General features: G+C 66.9%; 11 protein-coding genes. 4 read left to right on the forward strand and 7 right to left on the reverse strand.

Going from position 1 to position 17,484, the window contains the following annotated elements:
• Positions 1-134: 134 nt before the first annotated feature.
• Positions 135-1,037 carry a LysR substrate-binding domain-containing protein gene (locus BFF94_RS10245; RefSeq protein WP_128841370.1) on the reverse strand — a complete coding sequence of 301 codons (903 nt, stop codon included), beginning with the start codon at positions 1,035-1,037 and terminating at the stop codon, positions 135-137.
• 182 nt (positions 1,038-1,219) lie between these two features.
• On the opposite strand from BFF94_RS10245, the gene BFF94_RS10250 reads away from it, so the two are divergent.
• The 3 genes from BFF94_RS10250 (at position 1,220) to BFF94_RS10260 (ending at position 4,540) form a co-directional block, all read left to right on the forward strand.
• Positions 1,220-2,404 carry a M20 aminoacylase family protein gene (locus BFF94_RS10250; RefSeq protein ID WP_128841371.1) on the forward strand — a complete coding sequence of 395 codons (1,185 nt, stop codon included), beginning with the start codon at positions 1,220-1,222 and terminating at the stop codon, positions 2,402-2,404.
• A 42-nt stretch (positions 2,405-2,446) separates the two neighbouring features.
• On the forward strand, positions 2,447-3,766 hold the full coding sequence (locus BFF94_RS10255) for an MFS transporter (protein ID WP_128841372.1): 1,320 nt from the start codon (positions 2,447-2,449) through the stop codon (positions 3,764-3,766).
• A gap of 231 nt (positions 3,767-3,997) precedes the next feature.
• Positions 3,998-4,540, forward strand: a complete 543-nt coding sequence (locus BFF94_RS10260; protein ID WP_128841373.1) for a cysteine hydrolase family protein — start codon at positions 3,998-4,000, stop codon at positions 4,538-4,540.
• Between the two features lie 84 nt (positions 4,541-4,624).
• Here BFF94_RS10260 and BFF94_RS10265 read toward each other — a convergent pair whose 3' ends face one another.
• The 6 genes from BFF94_RS10265 to BFF94_RS10290 all read right to left on the reverse strand — a co-directional run bounded on the left by BFF94_RS10265 (position 4,625) and on the right by BFF94_RS10290 (position 11,328).
• The gene (locus BFF94_RS10265) at positions 4,625-5,731 is read right to left on the reverse strand and encodes a porin (protein ID WP_128841374.1); all 1,107 of its coding nucleotides are present in this window, start codon (positions 5,729-5,731) and stop codon (positions 4,625-4,627) included.
• 63 nt (positions 5,732-5,794) lie between these two features.
• Positions 5,795-6,214 (reverse strand): DoxX family protein, encoded by a 420-nt coding sequence (locus BFF94_RS10270; RefSeq protein ID WP_128841375.1) that lies wholly within the window; start codon positions 6,212-6,214, stop codon positions 5,795-5,797.
• 204 nt (positions 6,215-6,418) lie between these two features.
• Complete coding sequence (locus BFF94_RS10275) at positions 6,419-7,696, reverse strand: c-type cytochrome (RefSeq protein WP_128841376.1); 1,278 nt, start codon at positions 7,694-7,696, stop codon at positions 6,419-6,421.
• A gap of 2 nt (positions 7,697-7,698) precedes the next feature.
• Positions 7,699-9,318: a GMC family oxidoreductase gene (locus BFF94_RS10280; RefSeq protein WP_128841377.1), complete on the reverse strand. Its 1,620-nt coding sequence runs from the start codon at positions 9,316-9,318 to the stop codon at positions 7,699-7,701.
• Positions 9,318-9,824: a sugar dehydrogenase complex small subunit gene (locus tag BFF94_RS10285; protein WP_128841380.1), complete on the reverse strand. Its 507-nt coding sequence runs from the start codon at positions 9,822-9,824 to the stop codon at positions 9,318-9,320. The genes BFF94_RS10280 and BFF94_RS10285 overlap by 1 nt, the downstream gene beginning before the upstream one ends.
• Before the next feature lie 343 nt (positions 9,825-10,167).
• Positions 10,168-11,328, reverse strand: a complete 1,161-nt coding sequence (locus BFF94_RS10290; RefSeq protein ID WP_128841378.1) for an RNA-guided endonuclease InsQ/TnpB family protein — start codon at positions 11,326-11,328, stop codon at positions 10,168-10,170.
• 112 nt (positions 11,329-11,440) lie between these two features.
• Between BFF94_RS10290 and BFF94_RS10295 the strand changes: the two genes are divergently transcribed.
• Positions 11,441-17,476 (forward strand): alpha-2-macroglobulin family protein, encoded by a 6,036-nt coding sequence (locus tag BFF94_RS10295; protein WP_219139283.1) that lies wholly within the window; start codon positions 11,441-11,443, stop codon positions 17,474-17,476.
• Positions 17,477-17,484: the final 8 nt, after the last annotated feature.

Consider the following 17,484-nt stretch of genomic DNA (forward strand, 5'->3'; position numbering starts at 1 on the left):
GGCCGGAGCGGCGGGCCGGCCGCTATGATACCGGCTCCCGTGGCCCGCGCCGATCTGCGTGCCGCCGGCCGGGTGTCGGGGTCACAATGATCAGGATGACTACCTGACTATTGCGGCGTGCCGCCCGCAGCGGCTCACCGCAACCCCTTGCGCCGGGCGGAATCGCGCAGGCAGTCGAGCAGCATCACCGCGGCCGGCGTCAGCGGGCTGTCGCGGCGCGTGATGACCTGCACCGAGACGCCCGGCAGACGCTCCCGGATCGGCAGCACCGCGAGCTGGTCGCGCGCCCACTCGCCCTGCAGCAATTGCTCGGGCATCGATGCGATCAGGTCGCAGCCGGTCATCAGGCTGTGCGCGAGCCCGAAGCTCGGGCATTCGACGACGCGCGCCGGCACCGGCAGCCCATAAGCGACAAACGAGTTGAACAGCACCTGCGTGGAGCTTTCCGGCGACGGGTTCATCAGCCAGTCGGCCTCGACGAGATCCGCGAGCGACGTGGCCGATGCGAGCGGGTGCCCCTTGCGCGCGACGATCAGCGAACGGCTCGCATAGAGTTCCGCATGATCGAACTCGGCCGCCAGCAGTTCGGGCACGACGACGGCCACCGCGAAATCGAGCGAGCCGTCGTGCAGGCGCGGCAGCGCGACGCCCGGAAACCCTTCGATCAGGTTGACGCGCGCCACCGGAAAGCGGCGCCGGAACGCGCGAAACGCATCGGGCAGGATCGTCACCGCGGCGGCCGGCGTGATCGCCGCCGCGACGGAGCCCGTCATCGCGCCCTGCGCCTGCTCGATGTCGTCGCGGGCGCGCTGCATTTCGGCGACGATCAGCCGTGCGCGCACCTGCAACTGCTGGCCGAACGCGGTGAGCTGAACACCGCGCGCGGTGCGCACGACGAGCGACACGCCAAGCGCGATCTCCAGCTCCTTGACCGCCTTCGTCAACGCCGCCGGCGATACGTTCAGGCGCCGTGCGGCCGCGCGAATGCTCCCTTCTTCCGCGACGGTGACGAACGCTTTCAACTGATGGTATTTCATGGCGGCAATGCGTGATCCGTGGAAACCCTGTGCGTCGCGACACGTGCAGGCTCAGGGTATTCCCGAGCGGCAACCGGTGGTGTGCACCAAAGCAATTTAGCAGCTTCTGGTACGCAAAAGAAATTTATATGCTTGCTCGTCATATGCGCGTCAAACGCCCTATCGGCCCCACAGGAGACACCATGCTGCAAGCCGTGAACCCCGTCATCCCCGGCATCGCCGCGATCGCCCCCGAGCTGGTCGAGGTGCGCCGCCGCATCCACGCTCACCCCGAACTCGCGTTCGAAGAAACGCTCACGAGCGATCTCGTCGCCGAACTGCTCACCGGCTGGGGCTATGAAGTGCATCGCGGCATCGGCAAGACGGGGGTGGTCGGCGTGCTGCGCGAAGGGCAAGGCACGCGCACGGTCGGGCTGCGCGCCGACATGGATGCGCTGCCGCTCGCGGAAGCCACGGGCCTGCCGTACGCGAGCCGCCATGCGAACAAGATGCATGCATGCGGCCACGACGGCCATACGGCAATGCTGCTGTGCGCGGCGCGCCACCTCGCGGCGACGCGCCAGTTCTCCGGCACGCTGAACCTGATCTTCCAGCCCGCCGAGGAAAACTTCGGCGGCGCGAAGGCGATGATGGACGACGGCCTGTTCGACCGCTTCCCGTGCGACGCGATCTTCGCGATCCACAACATGCCGGGCCGAGCGGCCGGCGACATGGCGTTCCGCACCGGCGCCGCGATGGCATCGGCCGACCGCGTGACGATCACGCTGCGCGGCGTCGGCGGTCACGGCGCGATGCCACATTTCGCGCGCGATCCGATGTCGGCCGCGGGCAGCATCATGGTCGCGCTGCAGACGATCGTCGCACGCGAGGTCGATGCGCAGCATGCGGCCGTGATCACGGTCGGCAGCGTGCAGGCCGGCGAAACCTTCAACATCATTCCGGAAACCGTCGTGATGAAGCTGTCGGTGCGCGCGCTGAACGCCGACGTGCGCGCGCTGCTCGCGCGCCGTATCGAAGCGCTCGTGAAAGGCCAGGCGGAGAGCTTCGGCGTCACGGCGGAAGTCGACTACGACTACGGCTACCCGGTGCTCGTCAATCACGCGGAGCCGACCGCGTTCGCGGCCGACATCGCGCGCCGGATGCTCGGCGCCGAGCGCGTCGAAACCGAAGCCGCGCCGCTGATGGGCAGCGAGGATTTCGCGTTCATGCTCGAGGCGCGCCCCGGCTGCTATGCGTTCATCGGCAACGGGATCGGCAGCAAGGGCGGCTGCATGGTGCACAACCCCGGCTACGACTTCAACGACGACATCCTCGCGATCGGCGCGAGCTACTGGGTTCGCGTCGCCGAAGCCTGGCTCGCGGCCTGACGGCCCTTCATCACGCAGTTTCGCGCTCACCGGGGGAACCCCATGGAAACGTCCGCCCTTTCGTTCGCCGGCTCGCCGGCCGATGCACGCGCCGCCGCGAAGAAACGCCGGCTGATCGCGGCCGCCGCCGTCGGCAACGCGCTCGAGTTCTACGACTTCACGGTCTACAGCTTCTTCGCGATCCTGATCGGCAAGCTGTTCTTTCCCGTGCATTCGCCGTTCGGGCAGTTGATGCTCGCGGTCGCGAGCTTCGGCGTCGGCTTCGTCACGCGTCCGCTCGGCGGGCTCGTGATCGGCATGTACGCCGACCGCGCCGGCCGCAAGAAGGCGATGATCCTCACGCTGCTGCTGATGGCGCTCGGCACCGCGATGATCGCGGTCGCGCCGACCTTCGCGCAGATCGGCCTCGCCGCACCGCTGCTGCTCGTGCTCGCGCGCCTGCTGCAAGGGTTCGCGTCGGGCGGTGAAGTCGGCGCGTCGACGACGCTGCTGCTCGAACAGGCGCCGCAGCATCGTCGCGGCTTCTACGCATCGTTCCAGTTCTCGAGCCAGGGGCTCGCCGCGCTCGCGGGCGCGCTCACCGGCGTCGCGCTGACGTCGATGCTGACTGCCGCGCAGCTCGAAAGCTGGGGCTGGCGCGTGCCGTTCATCATCGGCACACTGTTCGTGCCGATCGGCTACTGGCTGCGCCGTACCGTCGAGGAAGTGCCCGCTGCCGCGCCTGCCGCCGGGCATGACGAGCCGGTCGCGTCACTGCCGCTCGCCGACGTGCTGCGCCATCACGGCAAGGCCGTGTTCGCAGGCCTCGGCGTGACGATCGGCGGCACGTCGATCCACTACATCATCGTGTTCTACATGGCGATCTACGGCGTGCAGGTGCTGCACCTGCCGACCTGGCTGTCGATGACGGCCGGCTGCGTCGCCGGCGCGATCCTGATGCTCGTGACGCCGATCGGCGGCCACCTGTCCGACGTCTACGGGCGCAACCGGATCGTCTGGTGGACCCGCATCGTGCTGATGGTCGCGATCTACCCAGCGTTCATCGCGCTGAATCGCTGGCCGGGCGCCGCGTCGCTGCTGTCGATCATCGCCGCGCTGTCGATCGTGCACGCGATCAACATCGGCGCGACCGGCGCGATGCTCGGCGAGCTGTTCCCGCGTGCGGTGCGCGCGACCGGCGGCGCGCTCGTGTACAGCGTCGGCGTCGCGATCTTCGGCGGCTTCGCTCAATTCTTCGTCACGTGGCTGATCGCGGCAACCGGCAATCCGAACGCGCCCGCGTGGTATGCGATCGGGTGTGGCGTGATGACGCTGCTTGCGATTCGTTGTATGGACGAGAAGGCGGGGAAAGCGCTCGACTGACGGCGGCCGATGCGCGGCACGCGATTGACGCGACGCGCGCGCATCGGGCATGATCGTTCCATGCACCTCGCCACGACCACCCTTTCGACGACCACGCGCACGACCGCCTTCGGCGTGCCCGTGCGGCGAGTGCGCGCAAAGTCGTAGCGTCACCGATTCCCGCAGGCCCCGCCGGTTCCGGACGGGGTCTCATCGTTTCTCCGTCCGCGCCGGCCATTCAGGAGAAACGTAATGTCCGAAGCCCCTTCCCCCAAACGTGCGCTGCTCGTCGTCGACATGCAGGTCGGGCTGTTTCATGGCCCCGAGCGACCGTACGACGGCGAGCGCGTGCTCGCGAACGTCAACCGGCTGATCGATCGCGCGCATGAAGCCGGTGCGCCGGTATTCGCGGCGCGCCACACCGGGCCCGCCGGCTCGCCGATCGCTCCCGATGCGCCGCTGGCCGCGCTATTGCCGGAACTCGCCATCGATACGGCACGCGACATCGTATTCGACAAAACCCGGTCGAGCTGCTTCGCGGGCACACCGCTCGCCGAATGGCTGCGCGAGGCCGGCATCGGCGAGATCATCATCGCCGGAATGAAGACCCAGTACTGCGTCGACACGGCATGTCGCGCGGCCGCCGATCACGGCTTTCGTGCGGTGCTCGTGGCCGACGCGCACACCTGTATGGACACGCCGGCACTGCCGGCCGAACGGATCGTCGCGCATCACAATGCGACGCTTGGCGGGCCGTTCGCGACGCTGACGACGACGGACGCTTGCGTGTTCTGACCGGCACCGATCACGCGCCGTAAACGCAACAACGCACGGGCGGCCACCGCCCGTGCGTTGCGTACAAGTCGCGTAACCGCGCCGTCAGAACGTATGCATCATCCCCACATACGCGCCCGTCTGCGACTCGCCCGTTATCGGGCTCGTCCCCGACGTCGCGTCGCGCGGCGTCGCGAGCAGCGAGAAGTTCGAGTTGCCGCCGTTGCGCACATACGCGACCGTGCCGTACAGGAACGTGCGCTTCGACAGGTTGTACGTGGTGCCGAGCACGTACATCATCGCGTGGCCCGATGGATCGTGCGACGCATCACCGCCGCCGTCGCCGACCTTCACGTAGTACCCGCCGCCCGTCACGGCCCATTGCGGCGTCGCGGTGTAGGTCGCACCGAGCCAGTAGTGATCGGCGCGATCGGCGACACCGGCCGGGCTGTCCGGGGCCTGGTAGTGCGTATACGCGCCCTGGATCTTGAACTTCGACACCTTCACGTTCGCGCCGACGAAATACTCGCGCGACGCCGTGAAGATGTTGCTGAACTTGCCGTTGTTGTCGCGCAGCTCGTCATAGATGCCGCGCACGTCGAGCACCGGCGAGTGGTACGAGATCATGATCCCGTCCGAGCGGCCGAAATCGTCGGCCGCGCCGTAGTTGAAGCCGCGCGACTGGTTGCCGAACGCGTATTGCGCCTGCACGTCGAAGCCGCCGATCACCGGGCTGTGATACTCGATGTTGTTGCTGGTCTGCTGCCAGTTGCGGCCGCGCACGAGCGAGGCCGACGAAAACGCCTGCTGCACGAACGGATCGAATTCCCACACGCCGTCGCTGTCGATGAACAGGTTGCGGCCGGCCTGCAGCTGGCCCCACGTGTCGCTCTTCAGCCCGACGTACGCGCGCCGCGACCACATGCGCCCGCCGCCCGTCTGGCCGTTCATCACCTGGAACGCGGTTTCGAGGTTGAAGACCGTCGACAGCCCGCCGCCCAAATCCTCGATGCCCTTCAGCCCGAACATGCTGGTGCCCCAGTCGCCGCTTTCGGCGCTCCAGCGTGACGCGCTGCCGCCGTTCGGCTTCGCGATGTGGTTCAGGTACTCGACGCCGCCGTCGATACGGCCGTACAGCGTCACGCTCGTCTGCGCGAATGCGCCCGCCGGTGCGGCGGCCGCGATCAGCCATGCGAAGTGTTTGAGTCGCAAAATGATGCCCCCTCGGAGTCTCGACCGTCCGGCGCACGCCCCATGCGCGCGCCCGGGGTCGGCTTATCCGCGATCGATCGAAAAACGCCCGGGCCCCGCCGCGCACAGCGCAAGCAGGCCGCCCGAGATCGCGATGTTCTTGTAGAAATGAATCATGTTGTTGATCTGCTCGCCGCCCGTCATCGTCCAGTAGTGGTGGCCGATGATGCCGGTGCCGATCGTATACAGCGCAAGCAGCAGCGCGAGCGGCCGCGCCTGGAAACCGACGAGGATCGCAATGCCGACGAAGAGCTCCATCACGACGGAGATCGCGGCGGAGATGATCGGCGCGGGTGCGCCTTCCGAACCCATGAACGCGATCGTACCGGGGAAGTCGACAATCTTCTTCCAGCCGAACATCACGAACAGGATCACGAGCAGGATCCGGGCAAGCAGCAGCAGCACATCGCGCTGGGACGCGAGAAACGGTTGATTCGGTGTCATGGTGTCGATCAACGAAAACGATACGCGTAGCGGGAACAAACCCTGGCGCACCGGATTGCCAATGAACCAGGACGGGCGACCGCCTGCGCCGCCCGCCCCGCTCTGCAACAACCGGCATCGAGCCCGGCCCGATGTGCTGTGCTCCTCCTGTTGTTCGATGCTGCTCTTCTTCGATATTGCGCTGCTGCTCGGTCGCGCGCCGCGTCAGCGCAGCTTCGCGACGTCCTGCTCGGTCATCTTCGCGGCCGGATTGCCGAACTGCCCGGTCAGGTAGTTCGTCAGCGCGGCGATCTGCGCATCCGACAGCTCGTGGCGGAACGCCGGCATCCCGACGTCCTCGCTGCCGGTCTTGCGCTCCACGCCGTTCAGGATCACCTGCACGAGGTTGGTCGGATTCGGTGCGCCGACCGTCGAGTTGTGGAACAGCGGCGGGTAATAGCCGTCCGGCGTGCCCTTGCCCTGCATCTGGTGGCAGGTCGCGCAGTTGCCGAGATACAGCCGCGCCGGATCGATGCCCGACGCTGCGAGCGCGACGCCGCGCAGCTTCAGGCCGTCCTCGGCCGGCTTGCCCCACGACGAGCGCGACTGCTTCGCGTCGCCGCCGGCAACGGCCGGCACCGTGCGAATGTACGTCGAGATCGCGCCGATGTCGGCTTCCGTCATCTTCGAGAAGCTGTGCTCGATCGCCTCGGCCATCGGGCCGGCCGCCTGCGCGAGGCCCGGCACGCTGCCGGTGCGCAGATACTGGACGAGCTGCTGCTGCGTCCAGCCGCCGATCCCCGCATTCGGGTCGGACGTGATGTTGTAGCCGTCCCAGCCCGCGAGCACCGAGCCCGACAGGAAGCTGCCGCCCGTCTCGTCGAGCGATTTCTCCTGCATCGCGATACCGCGCGGCGTGTGGCACGTGCTGCAGTGCGCGAGCCCCTGCACGAGATACGCGCCGCGGTTCCATTCGGCGCTCTGCGCCGGCTTCGGCTCGTACGCGCCGTCCTTCAGGAACAGCCAGTTCCAGATCTTCAGCGGCCAGCGCATGCTCAGCAGCGCGGGGATTTCGTTCTTCGGCGGCGCCTGCTTGACCGGCTCGACGCCGTGCATGAAGTACGCATACAGCGCCTGCACGTCGCCGTCGTTGATCTTCGCGTACGACACGTACGGCATCGCCGGATACAGGTTGTCGCCGTTCTTCGAAACCCCGTGGCGCACCGCGCGCTCGAAGTCCTCGGCCGTCCAGTTGCCGATGCCCGTCTCGGGATCGGGCGTGATGTTGCTCGTGTAGATCTTGCCGAGCATCGGAATCGGCATGCCGAGGCCGCCCGCGAACGACTTGCCGCCCTTCGCGGTATGGCACGCCATGCAGTCGCCCGCGACCGCGAGGTATTCGCCGCGCTTGACGAGCGCCGGATCGGCCGCGTCGGCCGCGCGTGCGAAGCCCGGCAGCGCGAGGCAGCCGGCGACGAGGAAAGTGAGAGTAGATTTCCGCACGGTCAGACTTCCTTCTTCAGCGTGTCCGACATCCGCAGCGCGAGCGCCGCGATCGTCAGCGTCACGTTCACCGTACCGACGGTCGGCATCGTCGAGCTGCTCGAGATGAACAGGTTCGGATGGTCGAACGTGCGGCAGTCCTTGTCGACGACCGAGTCGCGTGCATCCGCGCCCATGATCGTCGCGCCCGTGATGTGGTTGTTCGGCGCGAACTCGTCGTTGAAGACGACCTCCGTGCCGCCCAGCACCTTCGCGGCGGTCGCGTAGACCTCGCGCGTGTGCACGGCGCCGCGCTTCACGTAATCGTCGATCGCATACGTGATCTCGGGGCGCGGGATGCCGATCGCGTCGGTGGCCGTCTTGCTCGGCACGATGCGGTTCTCGGGCTGCGGCAGGATTTCGTGGAAACAGTCGAACTGCACGTAGCGCGCGGAACGGTCGCGGATCTGCGCGTCGAGTTCTTCGTGCTTCACCAGCTTGCCGCCCTTGAAGATCTTCTGCGTCTCCTGGTTGATGCGCGACATGTTCGACAGGTGGATCTTCTTCGCGGCTTCGGTCGCGCGGAACGGGCCGTCGCGGAAACCGATCAGCGACGTCATCTCCTGCGGGCCGCGGCCCGGCCACAGCTTGTCGTTCGCGTAGAACGACACGCCGGTGCCCGGGTGGTCCATCAGGTTGCGGCCGACCATGTCCGAGCTGTTCGCGACACCGTTCGGGAAATCGCGGTTCGCGGACATCAGCAGGATCTTCGGCGTCTCGATACCGTTCGCGGCGAGCACGAAGTACTTGCCTTCGACGCGATGGTCGGCGCCCGTCTTGTCCTTGTAGATCGCGGCGACGATGCGCTTGTTCGGCCCGGTCTCGAGCTTGTAGACGACCGCGTTCTCGATCAGCTTCGCGCCGGCCTGCTCGGCCTTCTCGACGTGCACGATGCCGTTGTACATTGCACCGATCGGGCAGATCGGCATGCAATTGTTGTTCCCGCAACAGGTCGGCCGGCCGTCGTACGGGCGGCTGTTGCGCGCGACGGGCTCGGTCACCACGTGGAACTTCGGGTCATGGCCGTTGAGCGCGCTCTTGATCGTCTGCTCGTTGAACGACAACGGCAGCGGCGGCATCGGGTACGGCTCCTTGCGCGGCGAGTACAGGTCTTCCTCGGGGCCCGGGCCCCACACGCCCAGTTCTTCCTCGGCACGCTGGTAGTAATGCTCGATGTCGTCGTACTGGATCGGCCAGTCGCGGCCGACGCCGTATACGGTCTTCATCTTGAAGTCGTTCGGGATGAAGCGCCACGCCGACGCAGCCCAGTGCCACGTCGTGCCGCCCACCGCGCGGATGTACTGCGAGTTGAACTTGTGCTCGCCCTTCAGGACCAGGTAGTCGTTCGGCGGGCCGTATTCCGGATGCGGCGCCCACGGGCTCGACGGGTACGGCGCCATGAAATCGGTCTTGTCGGGCTGGTTGCGAAAGCGCTCGACGATTTCCCAGCGCGGCATGCGCGGGCCGGCTTCCAGCAGGATCACGGACTTGCCCGCCATCGCGAGCTGGTGTGCAACGATCGCACCTGCGACACCCGATCCGACGACCACGACGTCGGCTTTTTGCGTATCGGTATCGGCCATCAGGCTTGCCTCTCGATCGGTTTTTCGGCCCAGAAGCCGGGTTTGTTGGGGCAATACGAAGGGATCACGAGCGTATCCGACACGACGCCGAACATTAATGCCTCTTCGTAGGTAATCACGACGTTGTCGACGATGCCGAGATACCACGCTTCGAGAATCTTGAGCGCGGCTGCTTCCTGATCGGGATTCAGCGAGCCGGACGCGAGCGCGCCGGCGAGTTGCGGCAAGCCGTCGGCCGTCTTGAACGAACCCTTCTGCAGTGCTTGCAGGAAGCGTTCGCCGAGCACGCGGCTCAGCCCTTTCTTGCCTGTCACTGCTTCGGAGAGCGTCATGAACGTATCGAGCGGCGCGGTGCCGGGATTATCGGCCAGGGCCCGCAACGCCAGCGAGCCGGTAAGGCCCGCCGCCGTCAGCGCCAGTGCGCCCTGCAGCCATTGACGCCGCGTGATGCCGGTTGCGGCTGCGTCGCTTGCGCGACGCGAGTGGGGAGTGTTGTCGTTGTGCATGTTTCCTTCTCTCGAACACAGGATTCGGGAAAACCACGCTTGATATTTATCAAACTTTCGCGCGGCCCTGAAATGTACGCGCACAATTCGGATCGGACAATGCTTTTATAGTCCATTAAATGTTCCACAATCCGAGACAATCGACATTTCGCTGCATTTTTGTGTCGCCGACGCGACAAATCTGCGGCAAGCACACCCGTGTCGCATGCCGGCGACACACTGCGCGCCGCGATGTGCGCGCATGACGGTCGGTTAGAATCGCGTGCAATCAAACAGAAAGCTTCCCTCCGAGGGCAAATCGAGCGTTGACTGCTCCCCTTCCTGGTGGAAGGCGATTCCCACTTCACTGAATGCAACCCGACATCGCCTCGCAAAGAGACATGGGATTTACGCTTTCTCCATGGGCTGACACCGCCAGTCCAGCGGCCAAAACGTTACGCGCGGCGTTGATGTCGCGGTCGTGCGACGTTTCGCATCCTGGGCAGACCCATACACGCACCTTCAACGGCAGCGTGGCGACGGTATGCCCGCAATCAGCGCATCGCTTGCTGGACGGATACCAACGATCGATGCCGATCAGCGTACGGCCGTACCACGCGGCCTTGTACGTCAACTGCCGCACGAATTCCGACCAACTTGCGTCACTGATCGATTTCGCGAGTCTTCGGTTCTTCTGCATGCTTCTGACAGCAAGGCTTTCGATGGCGATCACTTGGTTTTCGTTGATCAACCGAGTCGAGAGTTTTTGCAGGAAATCCCTGCGGATGTCTGCTATCCGGGCATGCATGCGTGCGACTTTGAATCTCGCCTTTCTGCGATTGGCAGAACCCATCTGCTTCTTTGCCAGCCGCCGTTGCAATTTGGCGAGCATGGCCTCGTTCTTGCGAAACGCGTTCGGCGCAGCGATCTTCTCGCCGGTCGAAAGAACGACAAAATCTGTCAACCCGAAGTCGATACCAACCTTGCTAGTTGATGCGGATTTGCTAGAAACCACATCATCACAAAGCATCGATACATGGTATCGACCTGCCGTGTCTTTCGAGACCGTGACAGTTGTCACCCTTGCGCCTTTAGGGATCGTGCGCGACCAGCGGATCGCAAGTGGCGCATCCATCTTTGCCAGCTTTAGCGCAGTGCCGTCCCACCTGAAGGCGCTTGCCGTGTATTCGGCGGATTGCGTGCCATCCTTGCGTCGGAAGTTTGGATACTTCGCGCGTTTGGTAAAAAAATTCGTGAACGCCGTCTGCAAGTGGCGCAGCGCCTGCTGGAGCGGAACCGAACTGACCTCATTCAGCCATGCATGCTCAGGGGTTTTCTTCAGCGCGGTAAGCGCAGCGGAGGTTTCGTGATAACCGATACTCGCCTGGTGGTGCTGCCATGCATCGCTGCGCATCCGCAGCATGTGGTTGTACGCAAAGCGCGCGCACCCAAACGTCCTGGCAAGCATCGCTGCTTGCTCGGACGTCGGGTAGAACCGGAATCGGTACGCGCGCTTGATATCCATATCTCGCACCATGTCATAGGCTGGCGTCGACCTCAAGCTTTGACGCATTAGCCAATCGGCCGCACCCCTTTCAGCCCCAACCTGAAGGACAGGGTTTCCCGGAGCAAACCTGATGAAGCAGCACGACAAACACAATAAAGCGAATCTAACCAACCACACCACCCGGCTGCTCTGGCGCATCGGCGCCGTCGCAGTGCTCGGCACTGCCGCGGCCCTGTCGCTGCATGCGGGCGCGGCGCGCACGGTGAGCGTAACGCCGCAAGGCACCGTCACCGAAGTCAGGCAGACGGTCGTCAAGTTCGACGAGCCGATGGTTGCATTCGGCTCGGCCTCCGCGCCGAATCCCGCGCGCGTGACGTGCAACGATTCGACCGCCGCGCGCGGCCAGGGTCACTGGGTCGACGACAAGACCTGGGCTTACGATTTCGAGAACGACCTGCCGCCCGGCGTACGCTGCTCGGTCGCGCTCAACGACGCGCTGCGCTCGGTCGCGGGCAATGCGGCGAGCGGCCCGCGCCGCTTCACGTTCCAGACGGGCGGCCCGTTCCCGGTGAACGTGCGCCCCGGCTCGCGCGAGATCGAGGAACGGCAGGTATTCGTAATGAAGCTGAACGGCCCGGCCGAACCGCGCTCGGCGCTCGCGAACATCTGGTGCGAAGCGGCCGGCATCGGCAACCGCATTCCCGTCACGGCCGTCGACGACGACGCGCGCAACGCGCTGCTCGACCACTTCGGGCTGAAGAAGGACGCCGCGCGCGTGCTGACGCTGTCGTGCGCACAGGCGCTGCCGGCGAGCGCAAAGATGCAGCTCGTGTACGGCAAGGGCGTCGCGAGCCCGAGCGGCATCGCGAACGAAACGGAACGGCGCTTCGATTTCACCGTGCGCGAGCCGTTCGCCGCGAGCTTCTCGTGCGAACGCGAGAACGCGAAAGCGCCCTGCACGCCGCTGCGCCCGCTCACGCTGACGTTCAACGCGCCGATCTCGCGCAAGAACGCCGACGCGATCAAGCTGCGCGGCCCCGACGGTTCGCTGTCGCCGACCTTTGCGGCCGACGACAAGAGCGAGGAAGTGACGACCGTCACGTTCAACCCGCCGCTGCCGGCGCAGGCCGGCCTGACGATCGAATTGCCGTCGGGCCTGCGCGACGTGACCGACCGCTCGCTCTCCAACGCCGACCTGTTCCCGCTCGCGACGCGCACCGCACCGATGCCGCCGCTCGCGAAATTCTCGTCGGGCACCTTCGGGATCGTCGAGCGCTTCGCCGAACCCGATACGCCCGCGCTCGTGCCGGTCACGCTGCGCAACGTCGAGGCCGACCTGCATATCGACGGGCTCAACACCCGGGGCGCGCAATTCTCGAACCTGAAGGTCGACGACGACACCGCGATCCGCCAGTGGATGCGCACCGTCGAGCGCTTCGACAACTGGTCGATGACGGCCGGGTCGATCGACAGCCAGATTTCCGGCCTGCTCGAGCGCAAGGGCCAGCACCCGGTCTACGTGCCGCTCGAGGCCGGCGAAAAACAGCCCGCGCCGAAGAACCGCCGCATCGACGTGCGCTCGCTGACGCTGCTCAAGGGCCAGCCCGGCGTGCAGGCGCTGACGCTGCCGCAGGCCGACCCGAAGACGCTGCGCCCGTTCGAGATCGTCGGCGTGCCGATCGACAAGCCCGGCTTCTATGTGCTCGAACTCGCGTCGCCCGCGCTCGGCCGCTCGCTGCTCGCGAAGCCGTCGAGCATGTACGTGCGTACCACCGTGCTCGTCACGAACCTCGGCGTGCACCTGAAACAGGGCCGCGAGAACAACCTCGTGTGGGTCACGACGCTCGACAAGGGCAAGCCGGTGCCGAACGCGCAGATCCGCGTGTCCGACTGCAACGGCGACGAGATCGCGGCCGGCAAGACCGACGCGCAAGGCCTGCTGAAGATCGACGGGCCGTTCGAGCCGAAGCACGCATGCAGTTCGTCGGAACAGCGCTACGAAGACTACTTCGTGTCGGCGCGCGTCAACGATCCGAAGACGGGCCCCGACATGGCATTCGTCAGCTCGGGCTGGAACCGCGGGATCGAATCGTGGCGCTTCAACGTGCCGACCGACGCCGACAGCGCGCCGACCGTGCGCGCGCATACGGTGTTCGACCGCACGCTGCTGCGCGCGGGCGAAACCGTGTCGATGAAGCATTTCATCCGGACCGAGACGCTGCAGAGCCTCGCGTTCCCGTCGCAATACCCGACGCGCGTGACGATCCGCCATCTCGGCACGGGCCAGACCTACAAGCTGCCGCTCACGTGGGCGGCCGACCACAGCGCGGACTCGCAGTTCACGCTGCCGGCCGCCGCGAAGCTCGGCGAATACAGCGTCGAGCTCGAAGGCGGCCCGGAAGACGCGCCGACCGCCACCTATTACAGCGGCAGCTTCCGCGTCGAGGCGTTCCGCCTGCCGGTGCTGAAAGGATCGATCGGCGCGCGCGACGCGCAGAAAAGCCCGCTCGTCGCCGTCAAGGAAGCACCGCTCGCGGTGCAGATCGACTACGTGTCGGGCGGCGGCGCATCGAACCTGCCCGTGCAGGTGTCGGCGCTGATGAAGTGGGCGTCGCCGCCGTTCGCGGATCGCTTCGAGGACTTCAGCTTCACGCCGTATCGTCCCGACACGAGCGACGGCAACGCGGACGACGATTCGCAGGACGGCGACAACGCGGCGGCGTCGAACCACGATCCCGACGCGACGAAGCTGATCGCCGACAAGCTGCCGCTGACGCTCGACCGCAACGGCGCGGGCGCCGTCACGCTCAAGGGCCTGCCCGACGTCGACGCTCCGAAGCGCATCGCGCTCGAGGCAACGTTCGCGGACCCGAACGGCGAAGTGCAGACGATCCGCGGCGACACGATCCTGTGGCCGGCCGCGGTGGTGGCCGGCGTCAAGGCCGGCCGCTGGGTGTCGGTCGGCCAGCGCGTGCCCGTGCAGGCGCTGGCGGTCGACCTGCAGGGCAAGCCGCGCGCATCGGTGCCGATCGAGATCAAGGGTGTCGCGCACATCACGACGTCGTCGCGCAAGCGGATGGTCGGCGGCTTCTATGCGTACGACAACAAGAGCGACACGCGCGACCTCGGCGTGCTGTGCTCGGGCAAGACCGACGACAAGGGCCGCATGGCCTGCGACGCGACGCTCGAACAGGCCGGCAACGTGCAGTTGATCGCGGTCGCGAAGGATGGCGACGGCCGCACGTCGAACGCGTCGACGTCGGTGTGGGTCACGCGCGAGGACGAACTCTGGTTCGGCGGCGACAACACCGACCGGATCGACGTGATCCCGGAGAAGACCTCGTACGAACCGGGCGAAACGGCCCGCTTCCAGGTGCGGATGCCGTTCCGCTACGCGACCGCGCTCGTCGCGGTCGAGCGCGGCGGCGTGATGGAAACGCACATCGTCGAACTGAACGGCAAGAACCCGACGGTCGACCTGAAGGTCGGCGAATCGTGGGGGCCGAACGTCTACGTGTCGGTGCTCGCGCTGCGCGGCCGGATTCGCGAAGTGCCGTGGTACTCGTTCTTCACGTGGGGCTGGAAGGCGCCGGTCGAATGGGCGCGCGCGTTCTGGCGCGAAGGCCGCCACTATGAAGCGCCGACCGCGTTCGTCGACCTGTCGAAACCCGCGTTCCGCTACGGCCTCGGCGAAATCAAGGTCGGCACGGGCGTCCATCGTCTCGGCGTGACCGTGACGACCGATGCGACGCGCTACACGGTGCGCAGCAAGGCGCAGGCGCACGTGAAGGTCACGCTGCCGAACGGCCAGCCCGCACCGGCCGGCACGCAGATCGCGGTCGCGGCCGTCGACGAGGCGCTGCTCGAACTGATGCCGAACAACAGCTGGGACCTGCTCGACGCGATGCTGCGACGGCGTGCGTACGGCGTCGAGACGGCCACCGCGCAGATGGAAATCGTCGGCCGCCGCCACTTCGGCCGCAAGGCCGTGCCGGCCGGCGGCGGCGGCGGCGGCGCGCCGACGCGCGAGCTGTTCGACACGCTGCTGCTGTGGAATCCGCACGTGACGCTGGATGCCAACGGCAGCGCGACCGTCGAAGTGCCGCTGAACGACGCGCTCACGCGCTTCCGGATCGTCGCGATCGCGGCGGTCGGCCCCGACCGTTTCGGCACGGGCAGCACGTCGATCCGCAGCACGCAGGATCTTCAACTGATCTCCGGCCTGCCGCCGCTCGTGCGCGAAGGCGACGCGTTCCGCGCGCAGGTCACGCTGCGCAACACGACCGACCGCGCGATGCAGGTAGTCGTCACGCCGCGCGTGACGGGCCTCGACGTCGCGCCGCAAACCGTGTCGCTCGCGGCCAATACGGCGACCGAGGTCGCGTGGACCATCACCGTGCCCGAGCAGGCGCTCGACGCGGCCGGTGCGCTGAACTGGCGCATCGAAGCGGCCGAGCAAGGCGGCAAGCGCGCATCCGACGCGCTGGCGGTCGCGCAGAAGGTCGTGCCCGCGCTGCCGGTGACCGTGCAGCAGGCGACGCTCGCGCAGGTCGACGGCACGCTGACGGTGCCCGTGTCCGCGCCGGCCGGCTCCGCAAGCAACGCACAGGGCGCACCGCGCGGCGGCATCGCCGTGTCGCTGCAGTCGAAGCTCGCCGACGGCCTGCCCGGCGTGAAACGCTGGTTCGAGCGCTATCCGTATCGCTGCCTCGAACAGCAGACCTCGCGCGCGATCGGCCTGCGCGACCCCGCGCAATGGCAGGCGCTGGTCGCACGCATGCCCGTCTACCTCGACAGCGACGGGCTCGCGAGCTACTTCCCGCCGTCGTCCGACGATTCGCACCATGGCAGCCCGACGCTGTCGTCGTACCTGCTCGTGGTGTCCGACGAGGCCAGCCGTCTCGACTCGCGCTTCGCGCTGCCGGAAGACCTGCGCACGCAGCTCGAAACCGGGCTCGCGCGCTTCGTCGACGGCCGCATCGAGCGCAACGCGTGGGCGCCGCGCCAGGATCGCGACCTGCGCAAGCTCGCCGCGATCGAGGCGCTGTCGCGCTACGGCGCCGCACAGGGCCGCATGCTCGGCTCGATCGAGATCGCGCCGAACCAGTGGCCGACGTCGGCGGTGATCGACTATCACGCGATCCTGACGCGCGTGAAGGACATCCCGCAACGCGACGAGAAACGCGCGCAGGTCGAACAGATCCTGCGTGCGCGCCTCACGTACCAGGGCACGCAGCTCGTGTTCTCGACCGCGCGCGACGACGACCTGTGGTGGCTGATGACCAGCAACGAGACCAACGCCGCCCGTCTCGCGCTGGAATTCGCGGGCGACCCGGCGTGGAAGGACGAGATGCCGCGCGTGACGGCCGGCCTGCTCGCACTGCAGCGCCAGGGCGCGTGGCAGACGACCACGTCGAACGCGCTCGGCCTGCTCGCGGTCGAGCGCTTCTCGCGCACCTACGAGAGCACGCCGGTTGCCGGCGCGACGAAGGTCGCGCTCGGCGGCGACGAACGCACGATCGCGTGGTCGCAGGCGCCGGCGCCCGCCGACACGCCCGCATCGGCCACGGCCGCCACCCGCGCCGCCGCGGCCCGCAGCGTGATGCTGCCGTGGCCGCGTGCGTCGCAGGGGCCGGCCACGCTGTCCGTCACGCAGGACGGTACGGGCCGCCCGTGGGCGACGATCGAAAGCCTCGCGGCGGTGCCGCTGCGCGCGCCGTTCGCGGCCGGCTACCGGATCACGAAGACCGTCACGCCCGTGTCGCCCGCCGTCAAGGGCGTGCTGACGCGCGGCGACGTCGTGCGCGTGCATCTCGACATCGATGCGCAGAGCGACATGACCTGGGTCGTCGTCAACGATCCGATCCCGTCCGGCGCGACGATCCTCGGTTCGGGCCTCGGCCGTGATTCCGAAGCCGCGACGCAGGGCGAGAAGACGCCGGACGGCGCGTGGCCCGCGTTCATCGAGCGCGACTTCGACGGCTACCGCGCGTACTACGACTATTTGCCGAAGGGCAAACTCTCGGTCGAGTACACGGTGCGGCTGAACAACGTCGGCACCTTCGGGCTGCCGCCGACGCGCGTCGAGGCGCTGTACGCGCCGTCCGTATACGGCCTGTGGCCGAATCCGCCGATGACCGTGAAGCCGGCCGACGCGGGCAAGTAACGAGACCG

The sequence above is a fragment of the Burkholderia catarinensis genome (assembly GCF_001883705.2).
GTDB lineage: Bacteria > Pseudomonadota > Gammaproteobacteria > Burkholderiales > Burkholderiaceae > Burkholderia > Burkholderia catarinensis.